Source organism: Buttiauxella sp. 3AFRM03 (genome assembly GCF_003675305.1).
GTDB lineage: Bacteria > Pseudomonadota > Gammaproteobacteria > Enterobacterales > Enterobacteriaceae > Buttiauxella > Buttiauxella ferragutiae.
In genome coordinates this window covers 1,419,827-1,432,747 of the sequence record NZ_CP033076.1, presented here as the reverse complement: position 1 = coordinate 1,432,747, position 12,921 = coordinate 1,419,827, and the positions used below count along the sequence as shown (strand labels likewise).

Genomic DNA, 12,921 nt, shown 5'->3' with positions numbered 1-12,921 from the left:
ATGAGTAAAGCATTCAAATTAAATTCAGCATTCAAACCTTCTGGCGATCAGCCAGAGGCCATTCGCCGCCTTGAAGAGGGGCTACAAGACGGGCTTGCCCATCAGACACTGTTGGGTGTGACAGGCTCCGGTAAGACCTTTACCGTGGCGAACGTGATTGCAGATTTGCAACGCCCCACCATGGTGCTGGCACCGAACAAAACCCTTGCGGCGCAGTTGTATGGCGAGATGAAAGAGTTCTTTCCGGATAACGCGGTTGAGTTCTTTGTTTCCTACTACGATTACTACCAGCCTGAAGCCTACGTCCCGAGCTCCGATACTTTTATCGAAAAAGATTCCTCGGTGAATGAACATATCGAGCAGATGCGCCTGTCAGCCACCAAAGCGTTACTCGAAAGGCGTGATGTGATTGTGGTGGCTTCGGTGTCGGCGATATACGGCCTGGGCGATCCGGATCTCTACCTGAAAATGATGCTGCATCTCACCAAAGGGATGATCATCGATCAGCGCTCTATTTTGCGCCGTTTGACCGAACTGCAATACACCCGTAATGACCAGGCTTTCCAGCGCGCGACTTTCCGTGTGCGTGGGGAAGTCATCGACATCTTCCCGGCAGAGTCAGACGATTTAGCGTTACGGGTCGAATTGTTTGATGAAGAAGTGGAACGGCTTTCACTATTCGACCCCCTGACCGGGCAAATAGACCAGGTGATTCAGCGCTTCACCATTTACCCTAAATCACATTACGTCACCCCGCGTGAACGTATTGTGCAAGCCATGGAAGAAATTAAGGTGGAACTGGCTGACCGTAAAAAGGTCTTGCTGGCGAACAACAAACTGCTTGAAGAGCAGCGCCTGTCGCAACGTACTCAATTCGATTTAGAGATGATGAACGAACTGGGCTACTGCTCTGGGGTAGAAAACTATTCGCGCTTCCTGTCGGGGCGTGGCCCTGGCGAGCCACCACCAACGCTTTTCGATTATCTGCCAGCAGATGGCCTGCTGGTGGTCGACGAATCCCACGTGACTATTCCGCAAATCGGCGGCATGTACAAAGGTGACCGGGCGCGTAAAGAAACCCTGGTTGAATACGGCTTCCGTCTGCCATCAGCACTCGATAACCGCCCGCTGAGATTTGAAGAGTTTGAAGCCCTGGCTCCGCAAACCATCTATGTTTCGGCAACACCCAGCAATTACGAGCTGGAAAAATCAGGTGGTGATGTTGTCGATCAGGTTGTCAGGCCAACGGGTTTGCTGGACCCGATTATCGAAGTGCGTCCAGTTGGCACCCAGGTTGACGACTTGCTTTCCGAGATTCGTAAACGTGTTGAAATCAACGAACGTGTTTTGGTCACCACGCTGACCAAACGTATGGCCGAAGATTTGACAGAGTATCTGGAAGAGCATGGCGAGCGGGTGCGTTATCTGCACTCAGATATCGATACCGTCGAGCGTATGGAGATCATTCGTGATTTGCGCCTTGGCGAGTTCGACGTGCTGGTAGGCATCAACTTGCTACGTGAGGGGTTGGATATGCCTGAAGTGTCGCTGGTGGCCATTCTGGATGCCGATAAAGAAGGTTTCCTGCGTTCTGAGCGTTCGCTCATTCAGACCATTGGTCGTGCGGCACGTAACATCAACGGTAAAGCCATTCTATATGGTGACAAAATCACCCCGTCCATGGCAAAAGCGATTAGTGAAACGGAGCGTCGCCGTGAGAAACAGCAACGATACAACGAAGAAAATGGCATTACGCCGCAGGGGCTGAACAAGAAAGTGGTGGATGTGCTGCAGCTTGGCGAAGGTATGGCGAAAACCAAAGGCCGGATGAAGAGCAAAGCGCGCAGCGTGATTGAAGATGATGAAATCATCCTGACGCCGAAAGCCCTGCAACAGAAAATTCATCAACTGGAAGCGAAGATGCTGGAGCATGCGCAGAATCTGGAATTTGAAGAAGCTGCACAACTCCGTGACCAGTTGCACGAGTTACGGCAATTGTTTATCGCTGCGTCGTAACGGGTGGCTGTAGCTAACGCTAATCCACCTCACGAAATCATGCACTTGTAGGTCGGATATGCGCAGCGTCATCCGACAAAACTGATGCAAACGGTGGATGACGCTATCGCTTATCCACCCTACAACGACTCACGAAATCATGCACTTGTAGCTACCGTCTTGGACGTCAAGCGGTAGCTGCATAATTTTCATCCCATGGTAATCGGGTTTTCAGTACGCCGAAGCACATATGTACCAGCTTACGCATCACTGCACCCAGCGCCGCTTTTTTCGCCTTACCTTTCGCTACCAGCCTTTCATATATCGCCTTCGCGGGTTTATTCCACCGGATTGCACTCAGGGCTGCTACATACAGTTTGGCTCTGACTATTGAGGGGCCTGTTTTTGACATATGTGCCCGCCCGCGTACCGAACTGCCGGACACTCTCTCCACCGGTGTTATTCCCAGATACGCTGCCACCTGCGAGGCACTTTTGAACGTCCCGTCTTTCAGTAGTGCCAGCATCTCCCGTCCCACCTGCTCCTTCACACATTTTATCGATTTCAGCAGCTCCAGATCGGCCTTCAGTCCCGGGTCGTTATCTGTGTGGTCAGTAATGAGCTTTTCTATCCGTTCCAGTTCATCACTCAGCCAGCCGTGTGTCCGCTCCAGTGAGCCTATGACCTCCCGTGGTGTCGAGGTTGAATGCGCTTTTTCAAGCCGGTTGGCCGTCCTCTGCACATCCTCTTTCAGCGCGTCGCGCTGACGCAACAACGCCCTGAGTTTACGGACTTCAACTGACGGTGGGACCCAGGCATCGGGATGCTTCAGCTCGCCATAACAGGCCAGCACAAATGCGTCCACTGTGTCATTTTTCGTGAGGATATCCATTCCGCAGGCAAACTCACGGACACGGTATGGATTGGCCATGCAGACAGAAATCCCCGCATCATGAAGCCCATACGCCAGATTCTCATGGTAGATACCCGTGGCTTCCATCACGACTGTCATATTATCAGAGGCGCATTTTTGGGCCTCCAGCCAGTCGATGATTTTGCGGGCCACACAGGGTTCATTGGTGAAGACTTTCTGCTTTTTCTTACCCTTAATACCGGCAACAAGCAGACAGACATCTATTTTATTTTTGCTGATATCAGCACCGAGAAAAGCCATATTTCATCTCCTTCCACGTGAACCAACACGCCATTCCAGCCTTGTACATGCGAAGTCAGAGCTTCTGGTTACCGTTCGGATTTTGAGTGGCGTGAAAGGTGAAACGGAGGGCTTAAGCTACGTCGGAAGATCGAGGTCTTCAGGTCGGATACAAGCTTCCTCCGTTTCATGTAACCGGTAGCTAACCAGCTACCGGTTCAAGATACAAGGTCGGATAAGCGCAGCGTCATCCGACAAAACTGACGCAAACGGTGGATGACGCAATCGCTTATCCACCCTACAACGACTCACGAAATCATGCACTTGTAGGTCGGATAAGCGCAGCGTCATCCGACAGCAATCGCTCATCCTATCCCAGTTGCTGAACAGCTTTTTCCAGCGCCTGGCGTAGCAATTGACGGTCGTGACGATAGCGAATATCACAGGCTTCCAGAGGCTCCTGAATCACCACACGGTCGGTGATTTCAGCAACATCTACCTGCGGGCCAACCACCACGGCATCAATAATGCGCTTACCAACACGCTGTTCCATGATGTCCAGAGTTTGCCCAAGCGACAGGCTTGCCGCAGCGGTGCTTAATTCCTTGCCTAAATTACCGATAAACACCACCGGCGCAGGTGTGCGACGCAGCGCCTGATCCATATCTTCCAGCAGCAGTAACGGCATCAGGCTGGTATAAAAACTACCCGGGCCAATCAGAATCAAATCGGCTTTACCAATGGCCTGCAACGCTTCGCGTGTGGCGCGGGCTTGCGGGTATAACGACAACTCCTGCGGCGGTGAGGAAAGCTGGTCAATATTCACTTCACCGTAAATAAAATGGCCATCTGCATCCGTCGCCATCAAATCCACTGGCTGTTCAGACATCGGAATCAGAAACGCATCCACTTTGAGAAGGTTACGAATCAGATTGATGGCTTCCAGAGGCCGCACGCTCAGGTGGTCAAGTGCCTTTAACATCAAGTTTCCAAGGTTATGCCCTGAAAGTTCGCCATTACCGCCAAAACGGTACTCAAACATGGCCGAAGCAACGCTCTGTTCAGTAATTAACTGATTTAAACAGTTACGCATATCGCCCCAGGCAATGCCACCTTCAGAGCGCCGGATTCTCCCGGTAGAACCGCCGTTATCAGTGGTGGTAACAATGCCGGTTAAACGGGAACCTAAAGAGGAGAGAGAGGACATAACCCTGCCCAGGCCGTGTCCACCGCCCAGTGCAACCACTCTATCCAAATCCGCAAGCGTACGATTGCGCATAACTTTTCCTTATGACGAACTATCGAAATAAGGTAGCGTAAAAGATCTCAAAATACGATCCTGGCTAGGGCGATAATGATGTATATCAAAGCAAAAGATCGCTTTTGGCGTAGTCTGTAGCGAAATTGAGCGATTGTCTCGCTATGTATATATTTATATAGCGAAAGCTGTTATGGCGTTGAACTCCATCACGCGCTACTATCGCTCTAACACACACTAAGCCTCTGGACCTAAGTCGAAAGATACGGTGCTTTGGCCGTGACCTTGAGTCACCAGGGTGCAGAAAGAAATGCCTGCATCTCCCGTATTTGGAAGGTGTACATGGCTACTCAACTTACCGACGCATTCGCTCGTAAGTTTTTTTACCTGCGTCTGTCTATTACCGACGTTTGCAATTTTCGTTGCAACTATTGCCTGCCGGATGGCTACAAGCCTCACGGTGTGGCAAATAAAAGTTTCCTCAACGTCGATGAAATTCGCCGCGTTACGCGCGCTTTCGCCGCCCTGGGTACTGAAAAAGTACGCCTGACGGGTGGTGAACCCTCTTTACGTAAAGACTTCACTGACATCATCGCTGCGGTACATGAAAACGCCAGCATTCGCCAGATTGCCGTAACAACCAACGGTTATCGCCTTGCGCGCGACATCCAGCAATGGCGTGATGCCGGGCTGACGGCAGTGAACGTTAGCGTAGATAGTCTTGATGCTCGTCAGTTTCACGCGATTACCGGACAGGATAAATTCCGTCAGGTAATGGACGGCATTGACGCCGCGTTCTCTGCCGGTTTTGAGCGTGTAAAAGTGAATACCGTGCTAATGCGCGATGTGAACCACCACGAACTCGATACCTTCCTTGCCTGGATCAAACCGCGTCCTATCCAGTTGCGTTTCATCGAATTGATGGAAACCGGCGATGGCGGCGAATTGTTCCGCAAACACCACATCTCGGGCAAAATCATTCGCGACCAGTTGTTGGCTCGCGGCTGGGTACATCAACTCCGCAGCCGTAGTGACGGCCCGGCGCAGGTCTTTTGCCATCCAGATTATCAGGGCGAAATTGGCCTGATCATGCCTTACGAAAAAGACTTCTGTGCCAGTTGTAACCGCCTGCGCGTCTCATCCGTTGGCAACCTGCATCTATGCTTATTTGGCGAGCAGGGCATTTCATTGCGTGATTTGCTGGCGAGCGACGAGCAAATCACGGAGCTTGAAGCGCGTATCGCTGAAGCCCTGACCCACAAAAAACAGACCCATTTCCTGCATGACGGTGAAACCGGCATTACCCAAAACCTGTCCTACATCGGCGGTTAAAATCATATACATAGGGAAATCTCAATGAGCCAGACGAGTAGTGAATTTATCCCGCTACATATTGCCATTCTGACTGTTTCAAGCCGCCGCGGTGAAGACGACGACACTTCAGGGCATTATCTGCGTGAGGCTGCCACTGACGCGGGTCACAAAGTGGTTGCCAAAGCGATTGTTAAAGAAAACCGCTACGCCATTCGCGCGCAGGTTTCTCAATGGATTGCTGAGGATGAAGTCCAGGTGGTGCTAATCAACGGTGGGACAGGTTTTACCGATGGCGACCAGGCGCCCGAAGCGTTACTGCCGTTGTTTGACCGTGAAATCGAAGGTTTTGGTGAAGTTTTCCGCATGCTCTCTTTTGAAGAAATCGGCACCTCGACGCTGCAATCTCGTGCCCTGGCCGGTATTGCGAATCGCACGCTTATTTTTGCCATGCCAGGTTCCACGAAAGCGTGCCATACCGCGTGGGAAAATATCATCCAGCCTCAACTGGATGCTCGCGTGCGCCCTTGTAATTTCCATCCACATCTCAAGAAATAAATTATGTCGCAACTGACTCATATTAATGCCGCTGGCGAAGCGCACATGGTTGATGTTTCCGCCAAAGCAGAAACCGTGCGTGAAGCGCGTGCCGAAGCGTTTATCACCATGGAAGCCGCAACATTAGCGATGATTATTGAAGGCAGCCATCATAAAGGTGATGTCTTTGCCACGGCGCGAATCGCCGGGATCCAGGCCGCAAAACGCACCTGGGATTTGATTCCTCTTTGCCACCCGCTAATGCTCAGTAAAGTCGAAGTCAATTTAGCGGCTGAACCTGAACATAACCGTGTGCGCATCGAATCTGTCTGCCGTTTGACCGGTAAAACCGGCGTGGAAATGGAAGCGTTAACTGCTGCGTCGGTTGCCGCGTTGACCATCTACGACATGTGCAAAGCGGTGCAGAAAGATATGGTGATCGGCCCGGTTCGCCTGCTGGCGAAAAGCGGCGGTAAATCTGGCGACTTTAAGGCGGATAGCAAGGTGACAGAACATGATTAACGTGCTGTTTTTTGCCCAGGTACGTGAACTGGTTGATTGCGACAACCTGAAACTGGATGCGAGTTTTAGCAATGTCGAACAACTGCGCCAGAATCTGGCTGCGAAAAGCGAGCGCTGGGCGCTGGCGCTCGAGTCAGGCAAACTGCTGGCTGCCGTCAACCAGACACTGGTAAGTTTCGATCACCCGCTAAGCGACGGTGATGAAGTCGCCTTTTTCCCTCCGGTCACAGGCGGTTAAAATGGAAAACACTCGAATCCGTGTCAGCCACGAGAATTTCAACGTCGGCGACGAATACCAGTGGCTCGCGCAGTGCGATGAAGACGGCGCGGTGGTGACGTTTACCGGCAAAGTACGCAATCACAATCTTGGCGATAGCGTGAGCGCATTGACGCTGGAGCATTATCCGGGCATGACCGAAAAGGCGCTGGCGGAAATTATTGAAGAAGCACGTCTTCGTTGGCCGTTACAGCGCGTTAGTGTGATTCACCGCATTGGTGAATTGTGGCCTGGTGACGAGATCGTGTTTGTTGGCGTGACGGGCGCACATCGCAGTTCAGCGTTCGAATCCGCACAATTCATTATGGATTATCTGAAAACGCGCGCGCCGTTCTGGAAGCGCGAAGCCACGTCTGAAGGGGAGCGCTGGGTAGAAGCTCGCGAAACTGATAAGCAAGCGGCCAAACGCTGGTAACAAGCACCTTCATACAGTTGTGTTAATCTTAAAGTACAGGCCTTCGAGCCTGAAATTCGGTCAACGTAATTAACTTAAGGAAGCATCATGGATCGATTCCCACGTTCCAATGACACTATTGTCCAGCAGGCCCGTACTGGCTTGCAGGCATATATGGCACAAGTATATGGCTGGATGACCTGCGGCCTGTTACTGACGGCATTTGTCGCCTGGTATGCTGCAAATACGCCAGCGGTGATGGAATTCGTCTTTTCCAGCAAAATCACTTTCTTCGGGTTGATCATCGTGCAGTTGGGGCTGGTATTTGTGCTCTCCGGCATGGTGCATAAGCTCAGCGCGGGTATGGCAACCAGCTTGTTCATGTTGTACTCGGCACTGACTGGCTTGACGCTTTCAAGCATTTTTATCGTCTACACCTATTCATCCATCGCCAGTACTTTTGTGGTCTCCGGCGGCATGTTCGGTGCGATGAGCCTGTACGGTTACACCACCAAGCGTGATTTAAGCGGTTTTGGCAACATGCTGTTTATGGCACTGATCGGCATTGTGCTGGCATCGCTGGTGAACATTTGGCTGGAAAGCACGGCGATGATGTGGGCGATAACCTATATCGGCGTCATTGTGTTTGTCGGCCTGACGGCTTATGACACGCAGAAGCTGAAAAACATTGGCGAGCAAATTGATACTCGCGATACGCAAACCATGCGTAAGTATTCGATTCTTGGCGCACTGACGCTGTATCTCGACTTCATCAACCTGTTCCTGATGTTGTTGCGTATTTTCGGTAACCGCCGCTAAGTCCTGTCACCCTCATCCTAACCCTTTCTTTTCCCCCTCTCCCGCAGGGAGAGGGCTGGGGTGAGGGTTGTTTTCTTCCAGGCTCTTCTCATTTTTCACCCGCATCGTCTTCGCCCGACTCTCCAGCACTAAATAGCAAACAATCGCCAGCAGCAGTGGGGCAATAAAGTAAAGCATGCGATACGCCAGCAACGCGGCAATAATCGTCCCATTGCTGACATGTTCACCCGCCAGCAACGCAATGAACACCGCCTCCAGCACGCCAATCCCCGCAGGAATATGCACAATGACGCCCGCAATACTGCTTACTAAAAGCACGCCTAAAACAAAGAAATAGTTGTTCTGCTGGCCCAGCAACAGCCAGATAATCGCCCCCATCACCATCCAGTTACAGCTTGAAATCGCCATCTGCATCAGTGCGAATTTAAACGATGGCAACACCAGACGCTGGCCTTTGATCGTCATATGGCGATGCTTTGCAAAGGCACAAAACCACAGATAAACCGCAATGATCGCTAGTAGCACGCCGCCTAAAATGCGCAGCGTGGTTTCGTCGATGTACCAGTGAGCCGGTAATTGCACCACGCCAACGGTAAAAATCACCCCTGCCAACAGGATATAACCCAGCCAGTTAGTGGAGATACTTAACGAGAAAATGCGCGTAATCGTGGCGCTCGGCAGGCCAAGGCGCGAATAAAGCCGGTAACGCATACCAATGCCGCCAACCCAGGTGCTCAATGTCAGGTTAAAGGCGTAACAGATAAACGACACCAGCATGACCTGCCGCTTTGCCAGTTTATGCCCGCAATACGCCCGCGCAAGCAGGTCGTAGCAGCCATAAATCAGATAACTCAGAATCACCAGACCGACCGCGCTAAACAGTGCCAGACGGTTGTAATTGCGGATCACTTCCCAAACTTCCGGCCAGTCCACTTTTGTGGCATACACCACCAACAGCACGATAACGGCAATAAAAAATAGCCAGGTGAGGATTTTCTTCGCTTTGCGCCATTTTGGGTGCGAGTGCGACATCAATATTTTACCCCCGGGTTTTCAGCCTCAACTTCTGCATCTATTCGGTCCTGGGTTTCCAGTTGCGGCTGTGCTGGCGGCATCACCTGGGCAAGTTTTGGGGTGTGTGCGGGTAACCAGCCAACCATCGCCGGGAAGTGGCGCAAAAAGTGGAACGCCAGCACGCTTTTCCCCAGATTCCACCAGGTTCGTTTTGGTAGCATGGACTCGTCGACGGGCTGACAATCCTGGGCTATCAGGCAGCTCAGGTTTTGGCGCAGAGTTTCGTTAAAGGTACGATCGTAAATAATCAGGTTGGCTTCAAGGTTGAGCGACAAACTCAGCGGATCAAGATTGCTGGAGCCGACGGTTGCCCAGTGGTCGTCCATCAGCGCGACTTTGCCGTGCAGCGGGCGGCGTTGGTACTCGTAAATCTTCACGCCCGAGCGCACTAAATAATTGTACAGCAGGCGAGCACCCACTTTGACAATCGGCATATCCGGCTCGCCTTGCACGATTAACTTCACTGAGACACCGCGTCGTGAGGCATTGCGCATCGCATGAAGCAGCCGGTAACCGGGGAAAAAATAGGCGTTAGCAATGATCACTTCACGCTTCGCTTTGCCGAGCATTTTCAGGTAATAACGTTCGATATCATCGCGATGCCGGTTATTGTCGCGCCAGACAAACAGCGCTTGCGCCTCTCCGGGTTTGAGGTTTTCTTGTGCGGGATTGCGGCGGCGATGCCACCAGTGGCGTTTGGTATCGTGACCCGGCAAGTTGGAAACCACGTACTGATAAATATCTTGTACCACTGGCCCTTCAACTTTGACCGAATAATCCTGTTTGGCTTCAGGGCCATAATCACTCATCTGTTCGGCGGAGTAATTAATGCCGCCGACAAACGCCACCGCGCTGTCGACCACCACGATTTTGCGGTGCATACGGCGGAACAAATTAGTGCGTATACCGAACAGCGGCGGGCGCGGGTCATAATAGCGGAACATCACGCCAGCGCTTGTCAGTTCACTCACAAACTCATCGCTTAAATCCGGTGAACCGTAGCCATCCAGCAGAACTTCCACCCTAACGCCACGCTGAGCAGCATTCAGTAGTACGGCATGTAACTGCTTACCGACATCATCTTCAAACCAGATAAATGTTTCGAGCAGCACTTTGCTACGCGCCTGGCTGATGGCGGTAAACACCGCCGGGAAAAACTGGTCGCCATTTTCGAGTAACGAAATACAGTTGCCGTCACGCCAGCTATTTTTCATAGATGAATCTCCACCGCTAATGGCGCATGGTCAGAAAGATGCCGCCACTGTTGCAACGGCAGTGCAGTAGGGGCGCTGGCAGAGGCATTTTTTACATAAATCCTGTCCAGGCGCAGAACGGGAAAGCGGGCAGGGAAAGTGCGTGCCGGGCGGCCCGATGCGCGGGTGAAGACTTCATCCAGGCCGGTTTGCCTGAGTTGCTGATTGGCGCGTTGTTGCCAGTCATTGAAATCACCGGCCACCACCACTGGCTCGCCTTCAGGGAGTTCATTCACCAGTTGGCAAAGCATGTTGAGCTGGGCCTGGCGGTGCGCGTCACGTAAACCGAGATGCACGCAAATGACATGGGCTCGAATATTCGCGCCGGGAAGGTTTATCTGGCAGTGCAGCATGCCGCGTTTTTCGTGTCCTTCGACCGAGATGTCGCGGTTATCAAAATGGCTGATGGGGAAACGTGATAACACGGCATTGCCGTGATGGCCTTCGGGATAAACCGCATTGCGCCCATAAGCAAATTCGCTCCACGTGCTATCGGCGAGGAATTCGTAATGGCTGGTTTCCGGCCAATTTTCGACCCGCAGGGAGTGGGCTTCGTGAGCGCCCATCACCTCCTGCAAGCAGACAATATCGGCAGAAACGGCGCGTACCGCGTCGCGCAACTCCGGCAAAATGAAGCGCCTGTTGAGTGCGGTAAAACCTTTATGTGTATTAATTGTGAGCACTTTAAAGGAAAAGTGCTGAGTCTTGTTACCCATGCTTCTCCCGGCATTGTTATCATCGCGTTGAAAATAAAGTGTAGTCTCTGTCACAAATAGGTGTCGGGTTACAGAATTTTCCGCATACTGCGGTACTCTGAATGACAGGAATTAGTGGCCAGGAGAGAAATTAATGAAATGGCAACAACGTGTACAAGTGACTACAGGCCTAAGCTGCTGGCAAATAATGCTGCATCTTTCAGTGCTTTGTGTGCTGCTCGTTGGCTGGAAAACTGCCTCCCTCATACCGGTCGGCATTGGGTTATGTTTGCTGTATGTCGTGACAGTTATCCTGATGTTCGCCCTGCAACGTGTTCGTACAGGGCGCTTACGTGATATTGGTGATTTTCTTGAAGAGCTGACTACCACCTGGTATTTCGGCAACGCGATGATTGTGCTGTGGCTGTTGTCACGCGTGGTCGAGAATAAATTCCTGCTGGCAGGAGCCGGGCTGGCGATGATTGCCGGGCCGATTATTTATTCGCTGTTCGCCAAAGATAAAACCTCAGGCGATTTTGCGCCGAAACATCCAGTACGCCGCTGAACCCGTTGTGGCTGCTATCACCAATAGCGGCCACACACTTCCCCAGACAATGTCAAAACTCGCGTTCTTCAAATAAATCTGCTTAGTGATGTCAGTGAAATGCCGAATCGGGTTTACCCACGTCAGGTTTTGCAGCCACACCGGCATGTTCTCGACCGGTGAAACATAACCCGACAGCAAAATCGCCGGCATCATAAAGACAAACACGCCAATAAATGCCTGCTGTTGCGTCGAACACAATGACGAAATCAGCAAACCAAAGCCCACCAGTGACAAACCGTAAATCAGCATCGTGAAGTAAAACAGCAACAGCGAGCCTGAAAACGGAATGTGATAACCCCAAATCCCGACGCCCAGCACAATGGTTGCCTGGCCAATCGCCACGATTTGCGCGGGTACCGCTTTACCAACAAAAATCTGCCAGGTGGCGAGTGGCGAAACCAACAGCTGATCGAGCGTGCCTTGCTCACGTTCGCGCGCCACGGAAAGTGAGGTGACAATCATCACGCCAATCGTGGTAATCATCGCAATCAACGATGGCACCACAAACCATTTATAATCCAGATTCGGGTTATACCAGTTGCGCACCACCAGCTCGCTGTTGTTCGGTTTTGGCTGCCCGGACACCAGTTCCTGTTGGTAATTCTTCACAATTTGCTGGAGGTAATTGGCGGCAATCTGCGCACTGTTCGAGTTACGCCCATCAAGAATGATTTGCAGTTTTGCCTGCTGTTGGCTGGCAATATCACGCGAGAACTCTGCCGGGAAGCGAATCAGCAGCAGCGCTTTTTGGTTATCGATAGTTGGCTGGATCTCTTGCGGGCTTTTCAGCAACAGCACATGGCTGAATGCTTTGGCGCGGGCAAAACGCTGTGTCAGCTCAACCGAATGGCTGCCGTTATCTTCGTTGTAAATCGCGATAGTGGCGTTAGTCACTTCAAGCGTGGCGGCGAACGGAAACAGCACCACTTGCAACACCACCGGCAGAATCAAAATTGCCCGCGTTTGTGGCTCGCGCAACAGGGATTGCAGCTCTTTGCGTATTAATGTCCAGAGTCGATATAACAT

General features: G+C 51.8%; 14 protein-coding genes and 1 riboswitch. Of the genes, 8 read left to right on the top strand and 6 right to left on the bottom strand.

Features of this window, described 5'->3' with window-relative positions; genetic code table 11:
• Entirely contained in the window at positions 1–2,016 is a 2,016-nt protein-coding gene (uvrB, locus tag D8682_RS08285; protein WP_064548502.1) for an excinuclease ABC subunit UvrB, read from the top strand.
• A 166-nt stretch (positions 2,017–2,182) separates the two neighbouring features.
• Here the strand turns inward: uvrB and D8682_RS08280 are convergent, their stop codons facing one another.
• Both D8682_RS08280 and yvcK read right to left on the bottom strand, forming a co-directional pair.
• The gene (locus tag D8682_RS08280; protein ID WP_121813607.1) at positions 2,183–3,169 is read right to left on the bottom strand and encodes an IS110 family transposase; all 987 of its coding nucleotides are present in this window, start codon (positions 3,167–3,169) and stop codon (positions 2,183–2,185) included.
• A gap of 349 nt (positions 3,170–3,518) precedes the next feature.
• On the bottom strand, positions 3,519–4,427 hold the full coding sequence (gene yvcK, locus D8682_RS08275; protein ID WP_121814012.1) for a uridine diphosphate-N-acetylglucosamine-binding protein YvcK: 909 nt from the start codon (positions 4,425–4,427) through the stop codon (positions 3,519–3,521).
• A 205-nt stretch (positions 4,428–4,632) separates the two neighbouring features.
• A riboswitch (molybdenum cofactor riboswitch) is annotated at positions 4,633–4,761 on the top strand.
• Between yvcK and moaA the strand changes: the two genes are divergently transcribed.
• The 6 genes from moaA to D8682_RS08245 all read left to right on the top strand — a co-directional run bounded on the left by moaA (position 4,749) and on the right by D8682_RS08245 (position 8,266).
• A complete protein-coding gene (moaA, locus tag D8682_RS08270) occupies positions 4,749–5,738 on the top strand; it encodes a GTP 3',8-cyclase MoaA (protein ID WP_064548495.1) in 990 nt (329 codons plus the stop codon). (Overlaps the previous riboswitch by 13 nt.)
• Positions 5,739–5,762: 24 nt before the next feature.
• On the top strand, positions 5,763–6,275 hold the full coding sequence (gene moaB / locus D8682_RS08265; RefSeq protein WP_064548493.1) for a molybdenum cofactor biosynthesis protein B: 513 nt from the start codon (positions 5,763–5,765) through the stop codon (positions 6,273–6,275).
• A gap of 3 nt (positions 6,276–6,278) precedes the next feature.
• Positions 6,279–6,776, top strand: a complete 498-nt coding sequence (gene moaC, locus D8682_RS08260) for a cyclic pyranopterin monophosphate synthase MoaC (protein ID WP_121814011.1) — start codon at positions 6,279–6,281, stop codon at positions 6,774–6,776.
• Positions 6,769–7,014, top strand: coding sequence for a molybdopterin synthase sulfur carrier subunit (gene moaD / locus D8682_RS08255; RefSeq protein WP_121814010.1), 246 nt, complete (start codon positions 6,769–6,771; stop codon positions 7,012–7,014). Before moaC ends, moaD begins: the two co-directional genes overlap by 8 nt.
• Position 7,015: 1 nt before the next feature.
• Positions 7,016–7,468 (top strand): molybdopterin synthase catalytic subunit MoaE, encoded by a 453-nt coding sequence (gene moaE, locus D8682_RS08250; RefSeq protein WP_121814009.1) that lies wholly within the window; start codon positions 7,016–7,018, stop codon positions 7,466–7,468.
• 87 nt (positions 7,469–7,555) lie between these two features.
• Positions 7,556–8,266 (top strand): Bax inhibitor-1/YccA family protein, encoded by a 711-nt coding sequence (locus D8682_RS08245; protein WP_064548485.1) that lies wholly within the window; start codon positions 7,556–7,558, stop codon positions 8,264–8,266.
• A 12-nt stretch (positions 8,267–8,278) separates the two neighbouring features.
• Here D8682_RS08245 and D8682_RS08240 read toward each other — a convergent pair whose 3' ends face one another.
• The 3 genes from D8682_RS08240 to D8682_RS08230 are packed head-to-tail and all read right to left on the bottom strand — an operon-like array spanning position 8,279 to position 11,309.
• A complete protein-coding gene (locus D8682_RS08240; protein WP_121814008.1) occupies positions 8,279–9,298 on the bottom strand; it encodes a YbhN family protein in 1,020 nt (339 codons plus the stop codon).
• Positions 9,298–10,554 carry a cardiolipin synthase ClsB gene (gene clsB, locus D8682_RS08235; protein ID WP_121814007.1) on the bottom strand — a complete coding sequence of 419 codons (1,257 nt, stop codon included), beginning with the start codon at positions 10,552–10,554 and terminating at the stop codon, positions 9,298–9,300. Before clsB ends, D8682_RS08240 begins: the two co-directional genes overlap by 1 nt.
• The gene (locus D8682_RS08230) at positions 10,551–11,309 is read right to left on the bottom strand and encodes an endonuclease/exonuclease/phosphatase family protein (RefSeq protein WP_064548478.1); all 759 of its coding nucleotides are present in this window, start codon (positions 11,307–11,309) and stop codon (positions 10,551–10,553) included. Before D8682_RS08230 ends, clsB begins: the two co-directional genes overlap by 4 nt.
• Before the next feature lie 133 nt (positions 11,310–11,442).
• Here D8682_RS08230 and D8682_RS08225 point away from each other — a divergent pair, with 133 nt between their 5' ends.
• Positions 11,443–11,853: a YbhQ family protein gene (locus D8682_RS08225; RefSeq protein WP_121814006.1), complete on the top strand. Its 411-nt coding sequence runs from the start codon at positions 11,443–11,445 to the stop codon at positions 11,851–11,853.
• Here the strand turns inward: D8682_RS08225 and D8682_RS08220 are convergent.
• Entirely contained in the window at positions 11,815–12,921 is a 1,107-nt protein-coding gene (locus D8682_RS08220) for an ABC transporter permease (RefSeq protein ID WP_064548474.1), read from the bottom strand. The genes D8682_RS08225 and D8682_RS08220 overlap by 39 nt on opposite strands.